Source organism: Geodermatophilaceae bacterium NBWT11 (genome assembly GCA_014218215.1).
In the GTDB taxonomy this organism is placed as follows: Bacteria; Actinomycetota; Actinomycetes; order Mycobacteriales; family Geodermatophilaceae; genus Klenkia.
Genome location: CP043652.1, coordinates 1,324,425 through 1,349,332 on the forward strand (window position 1 = coordinate 1,324,425; position 24,908 = coordinate 1,349,332).

At 74.3% G+C, this 24,908-nt stretch carries 22 protein-coding genes; 12 read left to right on the forward strand and 10 right to left on the reverse strand.

The window, feature by feature from the left end; genetic code table 11:
* Positions 1-53 precede the first annotated feature (53 nt).
* Positions 54-1,586 (reverse strand): LytR family transcriptional regulator, encoded by a 1,533-nt coding sequence (locus F1C76_06370; GenBank protein QNG39052.1) that lies wholly within the window; start codon positions 1,584-1,586, stop codon positions 54-56.
* 562 nt (positions 1,587-2,148) lie between these two features.
* On the opposite strand from F1C76_06370, the gene F1C76_06375 reads away from it, so the two are divergent.
* Entirely contained in the window at positions 2,149-2,904 is a 756-nt protein-coding gene (locus F1C76_06375) for a hypothetical protein (GenBank protein QNG36265.1), read from the forward strand.
* Between the two features lie 14 nt (positions 2,905-2,918).
* Here F1C76_06375 and F1C76_06380 read toward each other — a convergent pair whose 3' ends face one another.
* Together F1C76_06380 and F1C76_06385 are read right to left on the reverse strand one after the other, a co-directional pair.
* A complete protein-coding gene (locus F1C76_06380) occupies positions 2,919-3,290 on the reverse strand; it encodes a DUF2795 domain-containing protein (protein ID QNG39053.1) in 372 nt (123 codons plus the stop codon).
* 44 nt (positions 3,291-3,334) lie between these two features.
* Entirely contained in the window at positions 3,335-3,544 is a 210-nt protein-coding gene (locus F1C76_06385) for a DUF2945 domain-containing protein (GenBank protein ID QNG36266.1), read from the reverse strand.
* A gap of 321 nt (positions 3,545-3,865) precedes the next feature.
* Here F1C76_06385 and F1C76_06390 point away from each other — a divergent pair, with 321 nt between their 5' ends.
* The 7 genes from F1C76_06390 to cysD all read left to right on the forward strand — a co-directional run bounded on the left by F1C76_06390 (position 3,866) and on the right by cysD (position 10,165).
* A complete protein-coding gene (locus F1C76_06390; protein ID QNG36267.1) occupies positions 3,866-4,657 on the forward strand; it encodes a siderophore-interacting protein in 792 nt (263 codons plus the stop codon).
* Between the two features lie 73 nt (positions 4,658-4,730).
* The gene (locus F1C76_06395; protein ID QNG36268.1) at positions 4,731-5,486 is read left to right on the forward strand and encodes a response regulator transcription factor; all 756 of its coding nucleotides are present in this window, start codon (positions 4,731-4,733) and stop codon (positions 5,484-5,486) included.
* Between the two features lie 69 nt (positions 5,487-5,555).
* Positions 5,556-7,040, forward strand: a complete 1,485-nt coding sequence (locus F1C76_06400) for a HAMP domain-containing histidine kinase (GenBank protein ID QNG39054.1) — start codon at positions 5,556-5,558, stop codon at positions 7,038-7,040.
* A 181-nt stretch (positions 7,041-7,221) separates the two neighbouring features.
* Entirely contained in the window at positions 7,222-7,698 is a 477-nt protein-coding gene (locus tag F1C76_06405; GenBank protein QNG36269.1) for a hypothetical protein, read from the forward strand.
* A gap of 22 nt (positions 7,699-7,720) precedes the next feature.
* On the forward strand, positions 7,721-8,431 hold the full coding sequence (locus tag F1C76_06410; protein ID QNG36270.1) for a PaaI family thioesterase: 711 nt from the start codon (positions 7,721-7,723) through the stop codon (positions 8,429-8,431).
* A complete protein-coding gene (locus F1C76_06415) occupies positions 8,428-9,177 on the forward strand; it encodes a 3'(2'),5'-bisphosphate nucleotidase CysQ (GenBank protein QNG36271.1) in 750 nt (249 codons plus the stop codon). Before F1C76_06410 ends, F1C76_06415 begins: the two co-directional genes overlap by 4 nt.
* A 79-nt stretch (positions 9,178-9,256) precedes the next feature.
* Entirely contained in the window at positions 9,257-10,165 is a 909-nt protein-coding gene (gene cysD / locus F1C76_06420) for a sulfate adenylyltransferase subunit CysD (protein ID QNG36272.1), read from the forward strand.
* On the opposite strand, the gene F1C76_06425 is transcribed toward cysD, so the two are convergent.
* Positions 10,156-10,380: a hypothetical protein gene (locus tag F1C76_06425; protein QNG36273.1), complete on the reverse strand. Its 225-nt coding sequence runs from the start codon at positions 10,378-10,380 to the stop codon at positions 10,156-10,158. The two genes, cysD and F1C76_06425, sit on opposite strands and share 10 nt — an antisense overlap.
* Positions 10,381-10,457: 77 nt before the next feature.
* Between F1C76_06425 and F1C76_06430 the strand changes: the two genes are divergently transcribed.
* Positions 10,458-11,735 (forward strand): GTP-binding protein, encoded by a 1,278-nt coding sequence (locus F1C76_06430; protein QNG39055.1) that lies wholly within the window; start codon positions 10,458-10,460, stop codon positions 11,733-11,735.
* A 58-nt stretch (positions 11,736-11,793) separates the two neighbouring features.
* Here F1C76_06430 and F1C76_06435 read toward each other — a convergent pair whose 3' ends face one another.
* From F1C76_06435 to F1C76_06445, 3 genes are read right to left on the reverse strand one after another with little or no spacing between them, the layout of a single operon-like run.
* Positions 11,794-12,660, reverse strand: coding sequence for a xanthine dehydrogenase family protein subunit M (locus F1C76_06435; protein QNG36274.1), 867 nt, complete (start codon positions 12,658-12,660; stop codon positions 11,794-11,796).
* Positions 12,657-13,160: a (2Fe-2S)-binding protein gene (locus F1C76_06440; protein ID QNG36275.1), complete on the reverse strand. Its 504-nt coding sequence runs from the start codon at positions 13,158-13,160 to the stop codon at positions 12,657-12,659. The genes F1C76_06435 and F1C76_06440 overlap by 4 nt, the downstream gene beginning before the upstream one ends.
* The gene (locus F1C76_06445) at positions 13,160-15,451 is read right to left on the reverse strand and encodes a xanthine dehydrogenase family protein (GenBank protein QNG36276.1); all 2,292 of its coding nucleotides are present in this window, start codon (positions 15,449-15,451) and stop codon (positions 13,160-13,162) included. The genes F1C76_06440 and F1C76_06445 overlap by 1 nt, the downstream gene beginning before the upstream one ends.
* Before the next feature lie 817 nt (positions 15,452-16,268).
* Between F1C76_06445 and F1C76_06450 the strand changes: the two genes are divergently transcribed.
* On the forward strand, positions 16,269-16,874 hold the full coding sequence (locus tag F1C76_06450; protein ID QNG36277.1) for an MFS transporter: 606 nt from the start codon (positions 16,269-16,271) through the stop codon (positions 16,872-16,874).
* A gap of 3 nt (positions 16,875-16,877) precedes the next feature.
* Here F1C76_06450 and F1C76_06455 read toward each other — a convergent pair whose 3' ends face one another.
* Genes F1C76_06455 through hrpA form a run of 3 tightly spaced genes read right to left on the reverse strand, consistent with a single transcriptional unit; the run spans position 16,878 to position 22,289 of the window.
* A complete protein-coding gene (locus F1C76_06455; protein QNG36278.1) occupies positions 16,878-17,081 on the reverse strand; it encodes a hypothetical protein in 204 nt (67 codons plus the stop codon).
* Positions 17,082-17,111: 30 nt separating this feature from the next.
* Positions 17,112-18,308 (reverse strand): glycosyltransferase, encoded by a 1,197-nt coding sequence (locus tag F1C76_06460; protein ID QNG36279.1) that lies wholly within the window; start codon positions 18,306-18,308, stop codon positions 17,112-17,114.
* 33 nt (positions 18,309-18,341) lie between these two features.
* Positions 18,342-22,289: an ATP-dependent RNA helicase HrpA gene (gene hrpA, locus F1C76_06465; protein QNG36280.1), complete on the reverse strand. Its 3,948-nt coding sequence runs from the start codon at positions 22,287-22,289 to the stop codon at positions 18,342-18,344.
* Positions 22,290-22,452: 163 nt separating this feature from the next.
* Between hrpA and F1C76_06470 the strand changes: the two genes are divergently transcribed.
* The gene (locus F1C76_06470; GenBank protein QNG36281.1) at positions 22,453-22,977 is read left to right on the forward strand and encodes a MarR family transcriptional regulator; all 525 of its coding nucleotides are present in this window, start codon (positions 22,453-22,455) and stop codon (positions 22,975-22,977) included.
* Complete coding sequence (locus F1C76_06475; protein QNG36282.1) at positions 22,974-24,854, forward strand: MFS transporter; 1,881 nt, start codon at positions 22,974-22,976, stop codon at positions 24,852-24,854. Before F1C76_06470 ends, F1C76_06475 begins: the two co-directional genes overlap by 4 nt.
* The last annotated feature ends 54 nt before the right edge of the window (positions 24,855-24,908 follow it).

Sequence of the window (24,908 nt, forward strand, 5' to 3'; positions counted from 1 at the left end):
CCAGTCCCGCACGTGGGCCCCGTCGACCACCGGTCGGCGGGGCCCTCGTGGTCTCAGCCGCAGGTGGCGGTGGCTTCGGGGGTGGGGGTCGCGGTGGGGACGGCGCTCTCCGGGAGCGCGGCGCCCACGGTGACCGGCTGGACGGCGACGTCGGGGCTGGCGACCACCAGCTGCACCGCTCCGCCGACCGCGTCGCTGGGCTGCAGGACCGAGCCGGGGACGGCGGCGGCCACCGTGCTGGCCTGCGCCGCCGCGTCGGGTCCGAAGCGCACCAGCGTCTGGGACACCGCCCCGGACTCGGTGCCCACGGTGCCGGTGCGGAAGCCCTGCGCGGCCAGCGCGGACGCCGTCGAGGTGGCCACCTCCCCGGTCGCGCCGTCGTCCCCACGGGTGCCGGTGGCGTCCAGGACGTCGACGGTGACGTCGGCGGGGGCCACCGAGACCGTGGCCGGAGCCGCCACCGGGGCCGCCTCGGCGGTGGCCGGCTCGGTCGGGGCGGGCAGCGCGCCGGTGCGGATGACCGCGTCGAACAGGCTCCGGGTGGCGTCGCCGTCGAGCAGCACGTGCGCGGCGGTGCCGCCGGTGGGCACGTAGCCGACCCGCTCGACCGGCAGCGTGGTGCGCTCCACGGCGTCCCCGGACACCTCCCGCAGCGTCGAGGCCAGCGCCCGGACGTCGCCCAGCGTCGTGCCGTCGTCGACGGTGAACGCATCGGCGGCCCGGGTGAGGAAGGACGTCGTCCCGATCGGGTCGACGAGCGACCCGGGGCTCAGCGCCTCGCGCAGGGTGGAGGTCAGCAGCAGCTGCTCGCGTTCGGCCACCTCGGTGCCGGTGACGTCGGAGCCGCTGCTGCCCGGGCGCAGCACCCCGGCGACCTGATCGCCGTCGAGCTCGCTGGTGCCCGCGTCCAGGGTCACCGCGGCGCTGCCGGCCGGCAGGGGCGCCGCGAGGCAGACCGAGATGCCCCCGACGGCGTCGACCATCCCGGGCAGCCCCCCGAGGTCGACCCCCAGGTAGTGGTCCACCCGCAGGCCGGACAGCTGCTGGACCGCGCGGACCAGGCACGAGGGTCCACCGTCGAGCAGCGCGTCGGCGAAGGACTCCGAGGTGGGCTCCCGCCGGCCACCCTCGGCCGTGCGGCACTCGGGGGTGTCCACCAGGGCGGTCGGCGGGACGGTGACCAGCACGGCACGACCGCCCTCGGCGGGCACGTGCGCGATGAGCGTGGTCACCGACGCCGGCCCGGTCTGCCCCGGCAGGTCGGTGCCGACGACGAGGTAGGTCTGCGCGCCGGCCTGCAGCTGGGGCGCGAGCACCTCGGGGGCGTCGGTGGCCAGCGCCGCGACCCGCTGCACCGACCGGTCGACGTAGAAGTACAGCCCCACGTAGTAGCTGCCGACCAACCCGAGCAGCACCGCGAGGACGACGACGGCGCGCACCAGGCGGCGCCGCAGCGGGCTCATCGCGGCCCGGCGCTCCGCACGGGTCGGCGGCCGCTGGACGATCGGCACGTCCCGGCCCGGGATCGGCGGGACGGGTGCCCCGGCCCGGGCGGTGCCGGGCAGCGGCGGCACCGGGGTGGACATCCGGACGCCGTCGCCCTGGGCTGCCGCCCGCGGGGTGCCGGGCAGTGGTGGCACCGGCGCCGAGGGCCGAGCTGCGGGCGCGCGGGGCGGGGTGGGCGGCGGGACGGGCGGGGCGACCGGCGGGGTGGCGGCCTGCGCCGGGAGCTCGCTGGTGACCGGCGGCTGCGGGTCCACCGGACGCCGGTCCGCGCGGCGTCGACCGGCGGCCCGCCCGCCGGTGTCCTGGGCCTCGCGGGAGCGGGCGAGCAGGGCCTCCACGGTCAGCGCCGCGTCGGCGGCGCGCCCCCCACGCCGCGAGGCACGGCTCCCGCGGGGGGTGCTGGGGTCGGTGGGGCTGGTGGGGTCGGGGTGTCCGTCGCCGGGGCCGTCGTCCCGCCTCGGCTGGTCAGCCACCAGGTCTCGACACCCCATCGTCTGTGCTCCGCGGCGCCCTCGGCCCCGGCCGCCGGTCCCCGCCACGAGGTCGGCCGACGCCGCCGTCGGGGACCCGGCCACGATACGGGGAGGTCGGCAGCACCCGGTCGCCCCACGCCGGGTCCGTTCCCTGCGTAGCGTCGGGGCTGTGAAGCTGCCTCCGCTGCCCGGCCCGGCCGACCTGTTCTCCGCCGCGGAGGGCCTGCGCGACCTCGTCACGCAGTCACTCGCCCTCGTCCCCCGGGTCGTCACCGCGGTCGGGCAGGGTGAACTGCTGCTGGACCGGGTGGCCGTGCTGCTGGCCCGGGTGGAGGCCGTCGTCGACCGCGCCGAGGACGCCGTGGCCGGGGTGGAGGGCACCAAGGCCCGCGCCGACCTGGCCATCGCCGGGGTCGCGGCGACCCGGGCCGCCGCGGACGAGGCGATCGCCGGGGTGGAGGCCACCAAGCGGACCGCCGACGAGGCCATCGCGGGAGTGGCCGGCACCCGCACCGACGCGGACTCGGCGATCGCCGGGATCGAGACGACCCGGGCCGCCGCCGACGCGTTGCTCCTCGAGGCGACCGCCCTGCTCGGCCGCACCAGCCCGCTGCTGGACGCCTACCAGCCCGCCCTGGAGCAGCTGGCCCCGCTGTTGCGGACCTTCGCCGACGACCTGGACCCCGCGGAGATCGCCGCCCTGGTCACCCTGGTCGACCGGTTGCCGGTGCTGGTGAAGCACCTGGACGAGGACGTGCTGCCGGTGGTGGCCTCGATGGGCGACCTGGCCCCCGACGTGCACCAGCTGCTGGACACCGTGCAGGACCTGCGCGAACTGGCCAAGGGGTTCCCGGGCTCCAAGCTGTTCCGCCGCCGGGGTGCCGAGGAGATCGCCGAGGAGGAGGCCGGCCAGCGCGGACGCTGACCGACCTCGGCCACTCAGTCCTCCGTGGGGTGGCCCAGGGCGCGGACCACCTCGCCGATCCGGGTGTAGGTCTCCCCTCCGGGCAGCCGGGACAGCTCGTCGGCCACCGCGTCCGGCGCCCGGTGGTCCCGGGCGGCCTCGACCAGGTCGGCGCCGGTGCTCGGGAAGTCCGCCCGGTCCAGCCAGCGCGCCAGCTCGCTCCGCAGCTGCACGGTCGCGGCGTCCGTCCCGGCCGGCACCCCACCGGTCAGGGTGCCGTCGGGAGCGGCGTCGACATCGGGCTGGTCCTCGCCGCTGGGCTCGGCCTCCCGGGACTCCTCCACCCGGCCGTCGTGCCCGGTGCGGGTGACCGCCTCGGACTCCGCGGCGAGCACGTCGTCGCGCATCGCGCCGTGCGTGCCGCCGGTCTGCACGTCCTCCGCCGGACCGGTCACTGCTTGTCCAGCGCCTCGGGCTTGTGCACCGCGGTCTTGCCGGACTTGTCGCTCTCCACCTCGTACTGCGGCTCGTCCTCGCTGGCCTTGACCGTCCGACCACCGGCCTCGGTCTCCTCGGTGATCTTCCGTGTCACGGTGCCCTCGGTCTTGGTGCCGTGGGTCTTCCAGGTGACGTCGTCACCCTTCTTGAGGTCGTCGCTCACGTCGTGCTCCTCGCGTCGTCGGGCCCGACTGCTGCCCGCCCCGCCCCTCGTCCACACATCCCGGGCCAGCGGGAGGGCTCGTCGACCAGCGGAAGCCCGGTTGGTCACCCGTCCGGGTGGCTCGGACCGCTCGAGCCGCCCCTGGGCCCCGGCGCTCACGTAGCGTGGTGTCCAGGACGACGCGACCGGCGAGAGACCCGGTCAGAGCACCGCGGCAGTCACTCTCTGTGATCAGTCGTCCTCGTGATCGCCGGCCCGGTCGGCCCCATTCCCCCGGGGCCGGCCGGGTCGGCCCCGCCGGCCGCCCTAGGCTGGCCGGTCGTGAGCACCCTCGACGTGAGCAGCCCGGAGGGGACCCGCCCGGTCGACGTGCTGACCGTGGTGTCCACCACCGACGTCACGCCCGCCGTGCGCCGGGTCTCGCTGTCGGCGTCTCCCGAGGTGGTCGCCGCAGCCGGACCCACCCTGGCCCTGCTCGTGCCCCGCGTCGGGGACCGCGCGCCCCGCTGGCCCGACGTGGCGCGGGACGGCCGGATCGTGTGGCCGCAGGGCAGCCACGGCGTCGCGCTGCGCAGCTACACCGCGCGCCGGCAGGACCCCGGTGCCGGTCTCGTCGACATCGACTTCGTGCTGCACGGCGACGGCCCCGCCGCCACCTGGGCCGCCGCTGCCACCCCGGGAGACGTGCTGGCCGTGGCCAGCGTGGCCCCCCTCGGGCACACCCCCGCCGGGTGGGTGCTGCTGGTCGGCGACGAGACCGCACTGCCGGCGATCAGCCGGATCCTCGCCGCGGCCGACCCCGGCACCCGGGGCGTGGCCCTGCTGGAGGTCGCCGGCGCCGCCGAGGAGCAGCCCCTGGCGCACCCCGCCGGGGTCGAGGTCCGCTGGCTGCACCGCGGGGACGCCGACCCGGGGGCACCCGACCTGCTGGTCGCCGCCGTCGCCGCCCTGGAGACGCCGGCCGACCCCGACGTCTTCGCCTGGGTCGCCGCGGAGTCCGCGACCGTCCGCGCCGTCCGGGCCGACCTCCGGGGACGGTGGGGCCTGGGCCGGGCCCAGCACCACGCGATCGGCTACTGGCGGCGTGGACGGGCGATGTCCCCCGCCGGGTGACACGGACGGCTTCGCAGACTCCTCACAGGTAGCGTCCAGTCCGGGCCCAGTCGCTGCGAACAACCTGTGGCCCATGACGACGACGGCACCGGAGCGCGGAGGGCACGTGAGCAGCAGCGCGGGACCCCGGACCCCCGAGGCGCGGCTCCTCGTGGTGGACGACGAGCCGAACATCCGCGAGCTGCTCTCGGCCAGCCTGCGGTACGCCGGCTTCGAGGTGGCGACCGCCGCCGACGGCCAGCAGGCCCTCGCCGTCGCCGCGCAGTTCCGCCCCGACCTGCTGGTGCTCGACGTGATGATGCCCGGCCTCGACGGCTTCGGCGTCGTCCGCCGACTGCGGCAGAACGGCACCCAGACCCCGGTGCTGTTCCTCACCGCCCGGGACGCCGCCGAGGACAAGGTGTCGGGCCTGACGCTGGGCGGCGACGACTACGTCACCAAGCCCTTCAGCCTCGACGAGGTCCTGGCCCGCATCCGCGCCGTGCTGCGCCGCAGCCTCAGCGCCCGGCCGGTCGGTGAGGCCCCGCGGCTGGTGTTCGCCGACATCGAGCTGGACGAGGAGTCCCACGAGGTCCTCAAGGCCGGCGAGCTGATCAGCCTGTCGCCCACGGAGTTCAAGCTGCTGCGCTACCTGATGAGCAACCCGGGCCGGGTGCTCTCCAAGGCGCAGATCCTCGACCACGTGTGGAACTACGACTTCAACGGCGAGGCCAACGTCGTGGAGTCCTACATCTCCTACCTGCGCCGCAAGATCGACACCACCGAGCCCCGGTTGCTGCACACCCTGCGCGGCGTCGGCTACTCGTTGCGCCTGCCCCGCGGGAGCTGAGCCGCCCCCGTGTCCGGCAGCGCCACCGATCTCCTGGAGGCCGACCAGCCGCCGCTGCACCCGCAACGGGTGCCGCTGCGGATCACCCTGGTCGGCCTCCTCGTCGTGCTGGTCGCCCTGGCGCTGGCGGCCACCGGCTTCGCGGCGACCAACCTCCTGCGCGAGTACCTCGTCGACCAGCAGGACGCCCAGCTCAGCGGCTACGCCCGCGACCTGGAGGGCGACCCGGCGACGACCCAGACCAACTGCAGCTCACCGGGGTTCCCCTTCGGCGCCAGCTACTTCGCCTGCGTGCCCACCGACGGCCAGACCCGGGTCTTCTACGGTCCGCGGACGAGCGTCTCCTCCCTGCCCGACGTCTCGGCCATCGACGTGGACAGCATCGCCGCCTACGACGACGCACCGCTCACCGTCCGCGGGGCCGACGGCAGCACCTCCTGGCGGCTGGTGGCCGCCCAGGTCTCGGACGGGCTCGTCGTGGTGGTGGGCATCGACCTGTCCGACGACGAGAAGATCCTCGGCCGGCTGATCGCCATCCAGGTCGTCGTCGGCCTGCTGGTGCTGGTGCTGCTGGGCGTCGCCGGGTACCTGCTGGTGCGCAACTCGTTGCGCCCGCTGGTCGAGGTCGAGCACACGGCGGCCGCGATCGCCGGCGGCGACCTGTCCCGCCGGGTGCCCGCCGGCGACGACCGCACCGAGGTCGGGCGGCTGTCCACGGCGCTCAACGGGATGCTCAGCCGGATCGAGGGCGCGTTCCGGGCGCAGGCGACGTCGGAGGAGCAGGCCCGGGCCTCGGAGGCCCGGATGCGCCGGTTCGTCGCCGACGCCAGCCACGAGCTGCGCACCCCGCTGACCTCGATCCGCGGCTTCGCCGAGCTGCACCGGCACGGCGCGGCCAGCGACCCGGAGAGCACCGCCCGGATGATGGGCCGGATCGAGGCCGAGGCCACCCGGATGGGCCTGCTCGTGGAGGACCTGCTGCAGCTGGCCCGGCTGGACCAGCAGCGCACCCTGGCTCTGCTCCCGGTCGACCTGGCCGAGGTCGCCGGGGACGCCGTCCACGACGCCGGCGCGGTCCAACCCGACCGGCCGGTGTCCCTGGTGCTCGAGCCATCCCTGACCGACGTCCCCGTGGTGCTGGGCGACGAGTCCCGGCTGCGCCAGGTGGTGGGCAACCTGGTCACCAACGCCCTCACCCACACCCCGGTCGACGCCGCGGTCACCGTGTCGCTGTCCGAGGACCCCGCGGACCCCGACGTGGTCACCCTGACCGTGGCCGACCGGGGCCCGGGCATGGACCCGGCCGACGCCGAGCGGGTCTTCGAGCGCTTCTACCGGGCCGATGCCTCGCGCACCCGGGCCGCCGGGGGCACCGGGCTGGGCCTGTCCATCGTGTCCTCGCTGGTGCAGGCGCACGGTGGCACCGTCACCGTGCGGACGGCGCCCGGTGAGGGGGCAGCCTTCGTCGTCCGGCTGCCCCGGTCCGGCCCCCCGGACAGCGGCCAGCTGGTGCCCGGGGAGGACCCCGACCCCGCCACCGACGCCCCCGGCTAGCCTCCCCCGGTGCCCGCCCCGCAGACCCCTCGCCGCGACGCCGTGGACCGGCTCGGTGCCGCCACCCGCCGGCTGCGCAGCGCCGTCGTCGGCACCGAGGCCCCCGACGACGTGCTGGACGACGTCGTCGCGCAGCTGGACGCACTGACCGACCTGCTGGCCGCGCACCCCCGGGCCGCCGGTGAGCCGCCCTCGGCCGACCGACGGGCCGACGGCGGCCTCGCCCCCACCGGCGCCTCGGCGTTCGACCCGGCCACCGGCAGCGGCAGCCCGGTCGCCCCCGCCGCTCACCGTCACCCGCGCCCACCACGCCGCCACCGGCACCTGCCGGCTGGGCGCCGTGCAGCAGGGGGCACCCGGTGCGGTGCACGGCGGGGTGCTGGCCCTGCTCCTGGAGACGATGACCGGCCAGGCGGTGCTGGGCGACGACCAGCCGCGGCTGGTCAGCAAGCTGGCGATCGCCTACCGCGGGCCCGTGCCCCAGGACGCCGACCTGGTGCTCGAGGCCCGGGTCACCTCGGCCGAGGACACCCGGTGGCGGGTGACCACCACGCTGGCCACCGCGGCCGACCCGGCGACGGTGCTGACCGAGTGCCAGGGCACCGTCCTGCAGCTGCGCCCCGACCAGCTGGCCCGGCACCGCGCCCTGCAGGCCTGACCGGGCGGGATACGGTCCGGCGGTGACCACCGAGAGCCCCTACGACCCCGAGCTGATGGCCGCGGTCACCGACCTGGGCGACGCCGTCCGCGAGCTGGTGCAGGCCTCGGTGCGCACCACGGTCGGCCCCAGCCAGCTCGCCGCCGCCGCTGCCCGGGCGCGGGAGATCAGCCGGGGGCTGCTCACCAGCACCCGGGACCGGCACGAGCTCCCGGCCCTGGACGACCCGGTCGCCTTCCGCCGGGTGTTCTCCCCGGTCACCGGGGTGGGCAGCGCGATCGCCCCGCCGCTGCGCATCCGCCGGGACGGGGCCGGCGTGGTCGCCGAGGCCACCCTGGGCCTGCAGTACGAGGGCCCGCCCGGCTTCCTGCACGGCGGCATGAGCGGTCTGCTGATGGACCAGCTGCTGGGCTCCGCCGCAGTCGCCGCGGACCGCTGGGGCATGACGGCGCACCTGGAGCTGGACTACCGCGGCCCGGTGCCGCTGCAGACGCCGCTGGTGTTCCGCGCCTGGGTGGCCGAGGAGGACGGCCGCAAGACCACGGTCCACGGCAGCGTCGCCCTGGCCGCCGACCCCGACCGGGTGCTCGTCTCCGTGCGCGGGCTCTTCGTCACCCCCCGGGACGAGCAGATGGCCGCCTACTTCGGCGAGATCACCGACGCCTCCGGCAAGCACGCCCCGCCCGGTCGGGCCACCGACGCCACCGCCCTGCACCCCGGGGACGACGCGTGAGCCGCAGCGACGTCGAGGTCGCCGCCCTCGCCGCCCGGGCCGCCGCCGACGTCCTGCTGCCGCTGCTGCAGGCCGGTGAGCTGCACGACGAGGCCCTCGGCGACGCCGGGGACGCCGCCGCCCAGGCCGCGATCGCCGCCGTCCTCGCTGAGCACCGGCCCGACGACGCGGTGTTCAGCGAGGAGGCCGTCGACGACCCGGCCCGGCTCACCGCGGACCGGCTGTGGATCGTCGACCCGCTGGACGGCACCCGGGAGTACCGCTCCGGGGACCGGCACGACTGGGCGGTGCACGTGGCGTTGTGGGAACGCTCCGCGGGCGACCTGACGGCAGCGGCCGTGGGGCTGCCCGCACTCGGCGAGGTGGTCACCACCGACCCGGCCCCGGTCGTCCCCCCGGTGCCCGACGGTCCGCTGCGCGTCGCGGTGTCCCGCAGCCGACCGCCGGCGCAGGCCCGGGCCGCCGCGGACGCCCTGGGCGCCGTCCTCGTGCCGTTGGGGTCGGCCGGCTACAAGACGCTGGCCGTGGTGCGTGGGGAGGCCGACGCCTACGTGCACGCCGGCGGGATGTACCAGTGGGACTCCGCCGCCCCGGTCGCCGTCGCCCGCGCAGCGGGGCTGTTCGCCTCCCGGCTGGACGGCTCGCCGCTGCAGTACGCGGTGGCCGAGGCGTGGCTGCCCGACCTGGTCGTGTGTCGGCCCGAGCTGGCCGACCGGGTGCTGGCCGCGGTGCGCGCCGGGGCATGAGCGAGACTGATCGGGCAATCCCCACCTGACTGGTGGGGATGACCCGTCCGTCGCCCTCGAGCACCCGGAGCACCTGCGCGTGAGCACCCCTGAGCACCGGCTGACCCAGCTGCAGACCCTCGAGGCCGAGTCGATCCACGTGATCCGCGAGGTCGCCGCCGAGCTCGAGCGTCCGGTGCTGCTGTTCAGCGGCGGCAAGGACTCGATCGTCATGCTCGAGCTGGCCCGCAAGGCCTTCGCCCCGGCCCGCATCCCGTTCCCGGTGATGCATGTGGACACCGGGCTGAACTTCCCCGAGGTGCTGGCCTTCCGTGACCGCCGGGTGGCCGAGCTCGGGGTGGAGCTCGTCGTGGCCTCCGTGCCCGACGCGATCGCCGCCGGCACGGTGAAGCAGGAGCCCAACGGCTCCCGCAACCGCATCCAGACCCCGGTGCTCCTGGACGCCGTCGAGCAGCACGGGTTCACCGCCCTGTTCGGCGGTGCCCGCCGGGACGAGGACAAGGCCCGGGCCAAGGAGCGGGTGTTCAGCTTCCGCGACGAGTTCGGGCAGTGGGACCCCAAGAACCAGCGGCCCGAGCTCTGGGACCTCTACAACGGCCGGATCCACCTGGGTGAGTCGATCCGGGTGTTCCCGCTGTCGAACTGGACCGAGCTGGACATCTGGGGCTACATCGCGCAGGAGCAGATCGCGATCCCCGACCTCTACCTGGCCGCCGACCGTGACGTCGTCGACCGCGCCGGGATGCTCTACGCGGTCAACGAGTTCATCACCCCCCGGGACGGCGAGGAGGTCACCCGCCGGTCGGTGCGCTACCGCACCGTCGGGGACGCCAACCTCACCGCGGCCGTGCCCTCGGAGGCCGCCACCGTCGAGGAGGTCATCGCCGAGATCGCGGTGACCCGGCTGACCGAGCGGGGGGCCACCCGCGGCGACGACAAGGTCAGCGATGCCGCGATGGAGGACCGGAAGAAGGAGGGCTACTTCTGATGGGCCCGTCGCCGTCTGCGCAGCAGCAGCCACCGGACCACGCCCACCAGCAGGGCCAGGCCCAGGAGCCAGCCCACCACCTCGGGCACCCCGGCACCGAGCGGGGCGCCGAAGGCCGCGTCCAGCCCGCGGCTGACCAGCACGGTCACCCCGTAGCCCACCAGGTAGCCGACCACCACGACCGCCAGTGCCGGGACCAGCGGTGCGAAGAACACCGGCCCAGCGTCCGCCTGTGCGCCGTCCCCCGCCACACCCCGACCCAGGAGGTGGCCGCGTGAGCGACCACGACGCCCTGACCTCCGCCGCCGCGGAGCTCGCCACCGCCCGCAAGGACATCCTGCGGATCGCGACCGCGGGTTCGGTGGACGACGGGAAGTCCACCCTCATCGGCCGGCTGCTCTACGACAGCAAGGCCGTCTTCGAGGACCAGTACGAGGCGATCTCGCGGGCCAGCCGGGGCGACCACGTCGACCTGTCGCTGCTCACCGACGGCCTGCGCGCCGAGCGCGAGCAGGGCATCACCATCGACGTCGCCTACCGGTACTTCACCACCCCGCGGCGCACCTTCGTCCTGGCCGACACCCCCGGGCACGTGCAGTACACCCGCAACATGGTCACCGGCGCCTCGACCGCCGACCTCGCGATCGTGCTGGTCGACGCCCGCAAGGGGGTGCTCGAGCAGTCCCGCCGGCACGCGTTCCTCGCCTCGCTGCTGCGGGTGCCGCACCTGGTGGTCGCGGTGAACAAGATGGACCTCGTCGACTGGTCGCAGGACGTCTTCACCGCCATCCGCGACGAGTTCCGGGCCTTCGCGGCCAAGCTCGACGTCCCCGACCTCACCGTCGTCCCCATCTCGGCGCTGGCCGGGGACAACGTGGTCACGCCCTCGGAGCGGATGCCCTGGTACGACGGGCCCTCCCTGCTGGACCACCTCGAGCGGGTCGAGGTGGGCAGCGACGTCAACCTCACCGACGCCCGGTTCCCGGTGCAGTACGTGATCCGGCCGCAGTCCGACGCGCACCGCGACTACCGCGGCTACGCCGGCACCGTGGCCAGCGGGGTGTTCCGCCCGGGCGACGAGGTGCAGGTGCTCCCCTCGGGCCGGACGACGACGATCGCCGCCGTCGACGGCCCCGCGGGCCCGGTGGCCGAGGCGTTCCCGCCGATGGCGGTGACCCTGCGGCTGACCGACGACGTCGACGTCTCCCGCGGGGACCTGCTGTCCCACCCCGCGGGCGGGCCGACCGCGACGCAGGACCTGGACGCGGTGGTCTGCTGGATGACCGACGAGCCCCTGCGGCCCCGGCAGAAGCTGGCCGTCAAGCACACCACCCGCTCGGTGCGGGCGGTGGTGAAGGCGCTGCAGCACCGGCTCGACGTCAACACCCTCGAGCCCGACGACACCGCCACCGAGCTGGGGCTCAACGACATCGGCCGGATCACCCTGCGCACCACCCAGCCGCTGTTCGTCGACGACTACCGGCACAACCGGGCCACCGGCCGGTTCATCCTGGTCGACGAGGCCACCAACGCCACCGTCGCGGCCGGGATGATCACCGCCGCCTCCTGACACGCCGAGAGCGCCCTCCCCGGGGTCCGGGGAGGGCGCTCTCGTCCGTGCTGTGGGGTCAGGCCGCGGCGGTGCTCTCCGCGGTGCTGGCCTCGGCCTCGCCGGCCGCGACCGCCAGCGCCCGGCGGGTGAGCAGCCGGGCCAGGTGCGAGCGGTACTCGGCGTCGGCGTGCATGTCCGAGGACGGCGAGGTGCCCTCCGCGGCCAGCGCGGCGGCCTCCTCGATCGACTTCCCCTCGGCCAGCGCGTCCTCGACGGCGGTGGCCTTCAGCACCACGCCGCCCATGTTGGCCAGTGCCACGCCGACCCCGCCGCCGGGCAGGTGCGCCACGGCGGCCGAGACGATCGGCCAGTCGTTCTCCCGACGGGTGAACTTCTCGTAGGCCCAGCCGGCGTCGCCGGTGCGGGGGACGCGGAGCTCGACGATGAGCTCCCCCTCCTCCATGGCCGTCTCGAAGAACCCGAGGAAGAACTCGGTGATCGGCACGGTGCGGCGGCCGTTCGGGCCCGCGAGCACCACGTCGGCACCGAGCGCGAGGAGCGCGGTGGGCAGGTCCGAGGCGGGGTCGCAGTGCGCGACGGTGCCGCCGAGGGTGCCGCGGTGGCGCACCTGGGGGTCACCGACGCGGGAGGCGACGTGCGGCAGGAGCGGCACCTCGGCCTTCGCCACGTCGGAGTTCTCCAGGTCGTGGTGCCGGGTGCCGGCCCCGATGGCGACCTGGTCGCCGTCGACGCGGACGTAGTTCAGGTCGGCGATCCCGGAGATGTCGATGAGCACCGTGGGGATGGCCAGCCGCAGCTTCATGATCGGCAGCAGCGAGTGCCCGCCGGCGAGGATCTTGGCGTCCTCGCCGTGCTCGGCCAGCGCCGCCACGGCCTCGTCGACCGAGGAGACGCGCACGTAGTCGAACGGGCTGGGGATCACGCGGACACCTCCTGCGACTGCGGGACCTGGCCGGCGACCGGTCCGGCCTCGGCGGCCTTGAGGACCGCCTGGACGATGTTGTGGTAGCCGGTGCAGCGGCAGAGGTTGCCCTCCAGGCCCTCGCGGACCTCCCGGTCGGTCGGGTTCGGGTTCGCCGCCAGGACGCCCACCGAGGCCATGACCATGCCCGAGGTGCAGAAGCCGCACTGGAGACCGTGCTCGGACTGGAAGGCGGCCTGCACGGGGTGCAGCTCGCCGTCCTCGCCGGCCAGGCCCTCCAGCGTGGTGACCTGCGAGCCCTCGGCCTGGAGCGCGAGCACCGTGCAGCTCTTCACCGACAGCCCGTCGACGATCACGGTGCAGGCACCGCAGGACGTCGAGTCGCAGCCGATGTTGGTGGCGGTGAGCCCCAGGTTGTCGCGCAGGTGGTGCGCCAGCAGCATCCGCGGCTCGACCTCGTCGGTCCGCTGCTGCCCGTTGACGGTCATCGAGACCTGCATCAGTTCGTGCTCCCGTTCTGGGTCTGCTGCGCGGCCTGGACGGCCTTCCAGACGCGCATGGAGGTGGCGGGCATGTCGACGTGCCGGACGCCGAGGTGGGCGACGGAGTCGATGACGGCGGACTGCACCGCCGGGGTGGAGCCGATGGTCCCGGCCTCCCCGATCCCCTTGGCACCCAGCGGGTTCATCGGGGTGGGGGTGGCCATCTCGACCAGCTCGAAGCTCGGGAGCTCGGTGGCGGAGATGAACGGGTAGTCGGCCAGCGTGGAGGTCTGCGGGTTGCCGTCCTCGTCGTAGAGGACCTCCTCCAGCAGGGCCTGGGCCACGCCCTGGGCGATGCCACCGTGCCGCTGGCCCTCGGCGAGCAGCGGGTTGATGATCGTGCCGGCGTCGTCGACGGTGACGATGCGGACGACGGTCGCCTTGCCCGACTCGACGTCGGTCTCCACGACGGCCACGTGCGCGCCGAAGGGGAAGGTCGCGGCGGCTGCGGTGAAGGTGGTCTGCACCATCAGCGCCTCCTCGGCGGCCAGCTCGGCGAAGCTCACCGAGACCCCGGGGGTGCCCTTGACCTGCAGCGAGGCGGAGCCCAGGTCGACGATCAGGTCGTCGGGGTTGGCCTCCAGGCGCTCGGCGGCCCGCTTCTTGGCGACCTCGACGAGCTCGACGGCGGCCTGGTGCACCGCCGCACCTCCCTGCTGCAGCGAGCGGGAGCCCATGGTGCCGCCGCCCTTGGGGATCCGGTCGGTGTCACCGTGCAGGACGGTGATCTTCTCGACCGGGATGCCCAGCTGGTCGCTGGCGAGCATCGCCCAGGTGGTGGCGTGGCCCTGGCCGTGCGGCGAGGTGCCGGTGAGGACGGTGGCGGTGCCGTCGGCGTGCACCTCGAGCTCGGCCTCTTCGCCGGTGCCGGCGCCGTTGTCGGCCCCGGTGATCTCGACGTAGGTGCTGATGCCGATGCCCAGCTGGCGGGCGTCGCCACGCTCCCGGCGCGCCTTCTGCTCCGCGCGCAGCCCGGCGTAGCCCGAGGCCTCGAGGGCGCGGTCCAGCGCCGCGACGTAGTCGCCGCTGTCGTAGGTGGCGCCCATCGAGGTGGTGTGCGGCTCGTCGAACTTCGGCACCAGGTTGATCCGGCGCACCTCGGCCGGGTCCATGCCGATCTCGGCGGCGAACAGGTCGACCGCCCGCTCGACGGCGGCGGTGGCCTCCGGTCGGCCGGCGCCGCGGTAGGCGCCGATCGGGGTGGTGTTGGTGGCCAGCGCACGGGCCTGGGCGTGCACCTTCGGGAAGGCGTACGTGCCGGGCGTCATCAGCATCGTCAGCGTGGGCAGCACGACGCCGATGCGCGGGTAGGCGCCGCCGTCCTGGTCGGTGACCAGGCTGTAGGCCTCGATCTTCCCGTCCCGGCTGCCGCCGATCTTCACGACCTGGTCCTGGCCGCGGCCGTGCAGCATCGAGGTGAGGTTCTCCGAGCGGCTCTCGGTCCAGCGGACCGGGCGGCCGGACAGCTTGGCCAGGTGCGCGACGAGGGCGTACTCGGGGTCGGCACCGATCTTGGCGCCGAAGCCACCACCGACGTCGGGGGTGATCAGGTGGACCAGCGAGGCGTCCAGGCCGAGCCACTCGGCGATCTGGCCCTTGGCCTGCTGGGCGCCCTGGTTGGTGCACCAGACGGTGACCCGGCCGTCCTCGCCCCACACGGCCGAGGTCGCGCGGGTCTCCAGCGGCACCGGGGCGACGCGCTGGTTGACCACGGCCTGCTCGACGACGACCTCGCAGCCGTCGAAGAAGTCGGCCGGGGCCGGCTCCCCGAAGGCGGCGAGCACGTTGGTGCCGGCGGCCGGGAAGAGGATCGTCTCGTCCTTGGCGGCGTTCGCGGTGCCGACGACGGCGGGCAGCACGTCGAGGTCGACGACGACCTGCTCCGCGGCGTCCTCGCCCTGGTAGCGCTCCTCGGTGAGGACGACGGCGATCGCGTCACCCACGAAGCGGACGGTGTCGGTGCACAGCCACTGCCGCTCGAACTCGGCCGCGATGAACGGGAAGGGCGGGGCCAGGGGGGGCAGGTCGGTCAGGTCGGCGGCGGTGTAGACCGCGACGACGCCGGGAGCCTGCTTCGCGGCCTCGGTGTCGACCGACAGGATCTTCGCGTGCGCCACCTGGGAGCGGACGAAGGTGGCGTGCAGGGCGCCGGTGAGGCGCTCGTCGGTGAGGTCGTCGGTGTAGACCGCCCCACGCGTCAGGAACTGGGGGTCCTCCGTACGGACCACCCGGGTGCCGAGGATGCTCATGCGCTCGCTTCCACTGTTCGACGTCGGTGTTGCACAGGGGTGTTGACGTCACTCTTGCACGGTGGTGTGAGCGGGACCACCCCCGGTCGCAGCACGGTTGCACCCAGGTGGCACCGGGTGTCATCCGAGCCGGGTGCGGCCCGCCGCCGGAGCCCGTGGTCTGCTGGCGCCGTGAGCGGACCGGGGGCTGTGGGCACCCTGCAGACACCCCCGGCCCGGACGACGGCCGGGACCCTGCTGCTGGCCCTCGCCGTCGTCCTGGTGGCGCTGAACCAGCGCCCGGCGGTCGTCGGGGTCGCACCGGTGCTGGTGGAGCTGCGGGCCGACACCGGGTTGTCCAGCGCGCTGGGCGGGCTGCTCACCTCGCTCCCGGTGCTGTGCTTCGGCGCGTTCGCCCCGGTCGCACCCCGGCTGGCACGCCGGCTCGGGCTGGAGACGGCGGTCGCCGCCTCCCTGGTGCTGCTGACCGGCGGGGTCGCCCTGCGGCTGCTGGACCCGGTCGCGGCGCTCTACGGCGGCACGGTGATCGCCGGCGGTGCCATCGCCGTCGCGAACGTGCTGGTCCCGGCCTACGTCAAGCGCGAGTTCGCCCGGCCCGGCCTGGTCATGGGCGTCTACTCCGCCGCGCTCAACGTCGGCGCCGCGGTGGCCGCCGGGCTCACCGTGCCGTTGCAGATGGCGCTGGGGCTGGACTGGCGGACGGCGCTGGCCGGGTGGGGGCTGCTCGCCGTCCTCGCCCTGGCCGTGTGGCTGCCGGTCGCGGGCACCGGCGCCAGCCGCCGCGGCGGGGTGCGGGCGCCCGGGGCGGTCCTGGGGGTTGCTGCGGGAGCCGCTGGCCCGCCGGGTGACGGTCTTCCTGGGCATGCAGTCGACCCAGTTCTACGCGCTGGCCGCCTGGCTGCCGACCCTGCTCACCGACGCCGGGCTGCCGGCCGCCGACGGCGGGGCGCTCCTGGCGGTGTCCACGGTGACCGGCGCGGTCGGGGCCTTCCTCGGGCCGACGGTCGCGGGCTCGATGCAGGCCCGCGGGCGGGGGCAGCGGCCGCTGGTCCTCGTCGTCCTGGCCTGTTACCTGGTCGGCGTCGGTGGGCTGCTCCTCGCCCCGACCACGGCGACCGTGGTGTGGGTGGCGGTCTTCGGCGTCGCCCAGGGCGGCGGGTTCGCCCTGGCGCTGACGCTGATCGTGCTGCGCTCGGCGACCCCGCTGACCGCGGCCCGGATGGGCGGGGTGGCCCAGTGCCTGGGCTACCTGGTCGCGGCGGCCGGTCCGGTGGTGCTCGGCGTGCTGCACGACCTCACCGGGGGGTGGTCCTGGCCGCTGGCCCTTCTGCTGGTGCTGCTGCTCCCCATGGCCTGGGCCGGGTGGGGCGCGGCCCGCGACGTCGTGCTCCCGGAGTCCTTCCCGGCGCCGCCGCGGGCCTGAGGCTCACTCGGTGGGCTTCGGGGCCTCCGAGGCGTCGCCGTCCCAGTCCTTGCCGGCGTTCTGGGCGTTCTCCGAGGCGCTGTCGGTCTCCTCGGCCACGATGTCGACCATCTCGCGGTCGCTGACGCCCTCGCCGGCGGGCGCGGTGGTGCCCGAGCTGTGGCTCTCGACGGTGTGCGTCTCGGTGTGCGTGGTGGGCTCGCTCATGTTCTGCACTCCTTCTGAGGTGGTCACGGCTCAGTCCCCCGCCGCGGATCGACGCAAACGGACAACGCGGTCCCGCAGCCTGGACGCCGTGCTCGGTCTCGCCGTCCACCTCTCGTTCAGGCCGGACAGATGGGCACGGTGCACCTGAGCTGGCGCAGCGGGGTCGAAGAGCTCGTCTGCACCAGCCGCTGCAGACAGGGCTCGATCACGCAGGTCCGACGGGTCCAGCAGGTGAGCCCGGATGCCGTCGGCGAGAGCTGTCACGTCTCCCTCCGCGACCAGGTGCCCGTACCTCCCTCCCGCGAGGACCTCGGACGGTCCCGCTGTGCAGTCGAAAGCGAGGCAGGGGATGCCACAAGCCAGGGCCTCCGCCAGTGAGAGGGAGAACCCCTCGTAACGGCTGGACAGGACGTAGAGCGCGGAACGGGCCACCACGGAATGCGGGTTCGGGGTGAACCCCGGGAGCCGCACCGAGTCCGCGACGCCCAGCTCGGCGGCCAGCGCCTCGAGGGCCTCCCGCTCACCACCTTCACCCAGGACCACCAGCTCGTGGCTCGGCGCACCGTCCTGCAGGGCTCGTGCGTGGGCTCGGACGAGCAGGTCGAAACCCTTCTGGTGTTCCAGACGTCCACTGGACACCACCGTCGGGTTGCTGACCGAGACCGCGACGGCCGGTGCTGCCTCGGACTGCTGCAGCACATCCCGCCGGTCCACGGAGTTCCGGGCCACGACGACGCTCCTGCTCGACACCCCGAGGCCCTCGATCGCGGGGCGCAGACCATCAGACACCGAGACCGCCAGGGAGGACGTCCGCAAGATCCAGCGGGTGATCGGACGGAGAGGCCGGTCCACGTAGTCCTCGACCGCTCTGTCGGGACGCGACTGCACGGTCACAGCGAGCGGGCGGCCTGTGAGGGAGGCTGCCATCCGCGCCACCAGCAGGCCGAAGCCCACCTCTGTGCCACTCACCACCACCTCTGCACGACGCGCCCGCAGCACAGCCCGCAAGAGCGCCCTGGGCAACGCCGTCCGCAACTGCGCGCCGGGCCGCGTGGCTCGCACGACGTCGAGCCCAGGGGGCAGCGCCGCGGTGCTCCCTTCTGCCTCCCAGGCGACCACGAGGACAGTCACGTGATCTCCGCCCTCATGCCACCGGGCCGCCCGGTCGAGAGTGACCCGGGTCGCCCCGCTGTCTCCCAGATCGGACACCACCACCATCACGTCCATCAGCTCTCCTTCTCCGTCGTCATCTGACGCAGGTCAGCCGGCCGGGACCTCGATCGCGTCGATGGCCTTGAACAGCCGCTGCTCGCTGACCGGGCGGGGGGTGCCGACCACCTGGGCGAACAGGCCGATCCGCAGCTCCTCGACCATCCAGCGGATCCGCAGCACCGGGTCGTCCGGGCCGCCCACCCCGGGCACCTTCGCGCGCAGGTCGCGGTACTCGGTGGCCACGGCCTCCACCGTGGCCTGGCCCAGGGCGTCCCGGGCGGCGTTCGCGGGCAGCTTCTCCAGCCGGTGCGCCATGCCCTTGAGGTAGCGCACCAGGTCGGGCAGCCGGCGTCGTCCGGCGGTGGCGACGAAGCCGCGGTGCAGCAGCCCGGTCATCTGGGCGCGCAGGTCGGCGATCGCGGCCTCGGGCACCCGGCGGCCCGGGGCGGCACCGATCGCGATGGCGGTCTCCCGGGCCTGGGTGAGCACCGCCTCCACCTTGCGCACGCAGTCGGCGGTGATCGTGTGCAGCTGGGTGCGGGAGCCCTCGACCAGCGCATCGAAGGCGGCCTGGTCCCGCGGCGGGCCGCCGTGGGCGGCGATGAGCTCGTCGGCGGCGGCGTCCACGCAGTCGGCGACCAGGTCGGGGATCTCCCCGTCGGGGTTGAACTGCAGGGCCAGCCGGCTGCGCGGGCCCAGGGACTTGACCACCGGCTTCACCGGGGAGGGCAGGCTCAGCAGCAGCAGCCGTCGCGCGCCCAGCCAGGTCAGCCGGGAGGCCTCGGCCGCCGTCGGCACGACCCGGACGCCGACCGTGGCGCCCTCGTCGACCAGGGCCGGGTACGCCGTCACCAGGTGGCCGCCGCGGGAGACCTGCACGGTCGCCGGCAGCGCGCCCAGCGTCCAGGAGGTCAGCCCGGTGCGGGTGACGTCGGCCGATGCCCGCGCCAACGACGCCCGCGACTGCGGGGCGACCTGCCGGCGCAGCGCGGCCAGGTCCTTGCCCTCGGCCAGCGGCCGCTGCTGGTCGTCGAGCACCCGGAAGGTGGCCCGCAGGTGGTCGGGGACGTTCGCGGTGTCCCAGGCGTCCGGGGGCACCTGCACCGCGACGGCCCGGCGGATCTCCCGCTCCAGCGCCGGCAACAGCGCCTCGGTGGGGTCGATGTGCGGCAGCACCTCGCGCACCCGGTCGGGGATGGGCACCAGACCGCGGCGCAGCTGCTTGGGCAGCGCACGCAGCAGGGCGGTGACCAGCTCCTCGCGCTGCCCGGGCACGGTCCAGGCCAGCGAGGCGCCCGAGGTCTGCTCGGCGACGGTGTCCAGCACCGCGAGCGGGACGTCGACGGTGATCCCGTCGTCGTCGGCACCCGGGTCGAAGGCGTAGGTCAACGGCAGGGTCAGGCCCTGCGTCAGGTGCACCTCGTCGGGGAAGTCCCCGGCCGCGACCTGCTCGGCGACGGCGGCGTCGGTGACCATCGCGGGGGTGAAGTCCAGCAGGTCCGGGCGCTGCCGGCGGGCCTGCTTCCACCAGCTGTCGAAGTGCCGGGCGCTGACCACCTCGGCCCCGATGCGGGCGTCGTAGAGCTCGAACACCGTCTCGTCGTCGACCCGCAGGTCGCGGCGGCGGGCGCGCTCCTCCAGCTCGGCGACCCGGGCCAGGACCTGCTGGTTGTGCGCCCAGAAGCGGTGGTTCGTCGTCCACTGGCCCTCGACCAGGGCGTGCCGGATGAACAGCTCCCGGCTGACGACGGGGTCGATCGAGCCGTACTGCACCCGCCGGCCGACGACGAGCGGGATGCCGTAGAGCGTGACCCGCTCGGTGGCGACGACGGAGCCGCGCTTGGCGTCCCACCGCGGCTCGCTGTACTGCCGCTTGACCAGGTGGTCGGCCAGCTTCTCGATGGTCTCCGGGTCGACCCGGGCCACGGTGCGGGCGAAGAGCCGGCTGGTCTCCACCAGCTCTCCGGCGACCACCCAGCGCGGGGGCTTGCGGGTGAGCACCGAGCCCGGGGCGATGACGAAGCGGGCTCCGCGGGCACCGGTGTACTCGCGGGAGCCGCGCCGCTTCTCGGCCGGGGCGGCGTCCTTGCCGGGCTCCAGCTGGAGCCCGACCTGGGACAGCAGGCCCGACAGCAGCGCCGCGTGCACCCCGCGCTCGTCGGGCTCGGGGGCCAGCTCGCCGGTGGTCATCCCCAGCCGGCGCGCGGTGCCGCGCAGCTGGCCGTGCAGGTCCTGCCACTCCCGGATCCGCAGCCAGTGCAGGTACTCGCGCTTGACGGTGCGGCGGAACTGGTTGCCCGACAGCTCGTCCTGCTTCTCGACCAGGTACCGCCAGAGGTTCAGGATCGAGGTGAAGTCGGAGTCCTCGGCGGCGAACCGGGCGTGCAGCTGGTCGGCGGCGGCCTGCGCGTCGGCCGGGCGCTCACGGACGTCCTGCACGGTGAGCCCGGCGGCGATGACCAGCACCTCCTCCAGCACCCCGCGCCGGTCGGCCTCCACGACCATCCGGGCCAGCCGGGGGTCCAGCGGCAGGGCGGCCAGTGCGCGACCGGTCTCGGTGAGCTTCCCGTCGGCGGTGAGCGCCCCGAGCTCCTCGAGCAGCGCGATGCCGTCGGCCACCGAGCGTCGGTCCGGCGGGTCCAGGAACGGGAAGTCCTCCACCTCGCCCAGGCCGAGGGAGGCCATCTGCAGCAGCACCGAGGCCAGGTTGGTGCGCAGGATCTCCGGGTCGGTGAACTCCGGCCGGGAGTCGAAGTCGTCCTCGCTGTACAGCCGGATCGCGATGCCGTCCGAGGTGCGCCCGCACCGGCCGGCGCGCTGGCGGGCCGAGGCCTGGCTGACCGCCTCGATCGGCAGCCGCTGCACCTTGGTGCGATGGCTGTACCGGGAGATCCGCGCCGTCCCGGGGTCGACCACGTAGCGGATGCCGGGCACGGTCAACGACGTCTCGGCGACGTTGGTGGCCAGCACGATCCGCCGTCCGGTGTGCTGCTGGAACACCCGGTGCTGGTCGGCCGCCGACAGCCGCGAGTAGAGCGGCAGCACCTCGGTGTGGGCGAACGCGGCCTCCCCGAGGGCGTCGGCGGTGTCCCGGATGTCGCGCTCGCCGGCCAGGAACACCAGCACGTCCCCCGGGCCCTCGGCGACGAGCTCGCGGCAGGCGTCGACGATCGCGGTCACCTGGTCGCGGTCGGGGTCGGCCTCCGGGTCGTCGGGGTCGATGACCGGCCGGTAGCGCACCTCCACCGGGTACGTGCGCCCGCTGACCTCGACGACCGGCGCATCGCCGAAGTGCTTCGCGATCCGGTCGACGTCGATCGTCGCCGAGGTGATCACGATCTTGAGGTCGGGACGACGGGGCAGCAGCTGGGCCAGGTAGCCGAGCAGGAAGTCGATGTTCAGCGACCGCTCGTGCGCCTCGTCGATGACGATCGTGTCGTACTGGCGGAGCAGCCGGTCGCGCTGGACCTCGGCCAGCAGCACGCCGTCGGTCATCAGCTTCACCAGGCTGGTGTCGCCCACCTGGTCGGTGAACCGGACCTTGTAGCCGACCACCTCGCCCAGGGGTGAGCCCAGCTCCTCGGCCACCCGCTCGGCGACGGTGCGGGCGGCGATCCGGCGGGGCTGGGTGTGCCCGATCCGCCCGCGCACGCCACGGCCCAGCTCGAGCAGGATCTTGGGCAGCTGGGTGGTCTTGCCCGACCCGGTCTCCCCGGCGACGACGACGACCTGGTGGTCCCGGATGGCCGCGGCGATGTCCGCGCGCCGACCGCTCACCGGCAGCTGCTCGGGGTAGCTGACGGTGGGCACCGCGGCGATGCGGGCGGCGATGCGCGCCTCGGCACGGACGACGTCGGCGGCGACCTGCTCGTGCTTGCGGGCCCGGGCGGCCGGGTCGCGCACGGAGCGCAGCCCGTCCAGTCGACGGCGCAGGCGGTGCTCGTCCTCGATCGTCAGCGTGGACAGCCGCGACCGCAGGTCGTCGGACTCGGGCACGTCTCTCCTCGGGGGTCGTACGGGGGCGGTGTCCCTAGGGTCCCACCCGTCCGCCACCGCGATGTCACACAGCCGAGACCCGTGTACGTCACAACTGGTTGCATGTAGCGCGCAACAGTCCTATCGTCCTCGCGTCCCACTGCACGGCACACCCGGAGACCGCATGCCCCGCCCCGACACCCTCCCGGCCCCCGTCCGGCTCGACGACGTGCACGCGCTGTCCGACGAGCTGGCCCGGCTCATGCGGGTCGTGCACGCGCTCAAGGCCCAGTTCGCCGCCTCCGGCAGCGGCGACGCCGCCCGCGAGCGCGCCGCGCACGTGCTGCTCTTCCCGCTCACCCGGCTGGGTCCGCTGCGCCAGGGCGCCCTCGCCGAGCTGCTGCACGCCGACCCCTCGACCGTCAGCCGGCACGTCACGCTGCTGGTCGAGCGGGGCCTGGTCCGCCGGGTCGCCGACGCCTCCGACGGCCGGGTCAGCCGGCTCGTGGTCACCCCGTCCGGCGAGGCCGTCGCCGAGGGGATGAAGGCCGAGCGCGAGGCCCTCTTCGCCAAGGTCACCGAGCAGTGGGCCGACACCGACCTCGCCGCCCTCACCGGCCTCCTCCACCGCTTCGTCGAGGACCTCACCACCGCACTCCCCGACACCTCACCCACCGGCAGCGCCACCACCCCCGAGAAGGACCGATGACCCAGACCACCGACCGCGACACCGCGGCCGCACAGAAGAAGGACGCCCGCGCCGCAGCCGCCGCGCCGGACGCCTCCGGGGCCTTCACCCACCGCCAGATCATGACGATCCTGATCGGGCTGCTGCTGGGCATGTTCCTGGCCGCGCTGGACCAGACCGTGGTCTCCACCGCGATCCGGACCATCGCCGACGACCTGCAGGGCTACGACCTGCAGGCCTGGGCCACCACGGCGTTCCTCATCACCTCGACCATCGCCACGCCGCTCTACGGCAAGTTGAGCGACATGTACGGCCGCCGGCCGTTCTTCATCTTCGCGATCAGCGTCTTCGTGGTCGGCTCGTTCCTCTGCGGCATCTCGCAGTCGATGTACGAGCTCGCCGCGTTCCGCGCGCTGCAGGGCATCGGCGCCGGTGGCCTGATGTCGCTGGCACTGACGATCATCGCCGACATCGTGCCGCCCCGGCAGCGTGCGAAGTACCAGGGCTACTTCATGGCCGTCTTCGGCACGTCCTCGGTGCTGGGCCCGGTCATCGGCGGCTTCCTGGCCGGCCAGGAGTCGATCCTGGGTCTGGCCGGCTGGCGCTGGATCTTCTGGATCAACGTCCCGCTGGGCGCCATCGCGCTGGCCGTGGTGTTCAAGAACCTGCACCTGCCCAAGCGCAGCAACCGCCACAAGATCGACTGGCCGGGTGCCCTCGGGCTCGTCGTGTTCCTCGTCCCGCTGCTGATCGTGGCCGAGCAGGGCCGCACCTGGGGCTGGACCGACCCCAAGTCGCTGATCGCCTACGTCGTCGGCGCCCTGGGCTTCGTCTGGTTCTTCGTCGCCGAGCGCTCCTACGGCGACGACGCCCTGCTGCCCATCCGGATGTTCAAGAACCGGACGTTCACCATCAGCGCACTGAGCTCGATCGTGCTGGGCGCCGGCATGTTCGGCGGCATCCTGCTGCTGCCCCAGTACCTGCAGATCGTGCACGGCTCCAGCCCCACCGTCGCCGGGCTGCAGATGATCCCGCTGGTCGGCGGCATCATGCTCGGCTCGATCACCGCCGGTCAGACCATCTCCCGCACCGGCAAGTACCGGCTGTTCCCGATGGTCGGCGTGGTCCTCATGGTGATCTCGCTGGTCAGCCTGTCGTTCATCGTCGACTCCGACACCTCGGTGTGGTCGCTGGTGCCGTTCATGGTGATGCTGGGCCTGGGCCTCGGGTTCAACTTCCAGCCGATCATCCTGGCCGTGCAGAACGCGGTCAGCCCCAAGGAGATCGGCGTAGCCACCTCCTCGGTGACCTTCTTCCGCCAGATGGGCGGCACGCTGGGCACCGCGGCCTTCCTCTCGGTGCTGTTCTCCGCACTGGGTGACAAGGTGCCCGCTGCCTACGCCGAGGCCCAGGGCACCGAGGCCTTCCAAGCCGCGGCCGCCGCCAACCCCGACCAGGCCGCCCAGCTGCAGGGCGCGGGCACCGACCTGGCCGACACCTCGGTGTTCCAGCGGATCGACTCGGTGCTGGCCGCCCCCTTCAAGGAGGGCTTCTCCAGCTCGATCGACCTGGTCTTCCTGATCGCCGCCGGTGTCGTGGCGCTGGGCTTCTTCGTGCTGGTCTTCCTGCCCCAGCTCGAGCTGCGCACCACCTCGGGTGTCCAGGGTCAGGCCGAGGGCGAGGGCGAGGGCGAGGCGGCCACCCGCACGGCGAACGCCGTCGGCGCCGCAGCACCCACGTCCAGCGCCGCGACCGGGGCGGTGTCCCAGGACGGCGCCCCGGCACTGGACACCGAGGCACACGGCCGGCACGAGGCCGAGGAGCACGGCCGGCACGAGGGGGACGACGACACCCCCACCGGCCTGGCCAGCATCCCGGCCGAGCACCTGCCGAAGTAGCACCCCGCACCCCGACGAGGCCCCCGACCGCACCCGCGGTCGGGGGCCTCGCCT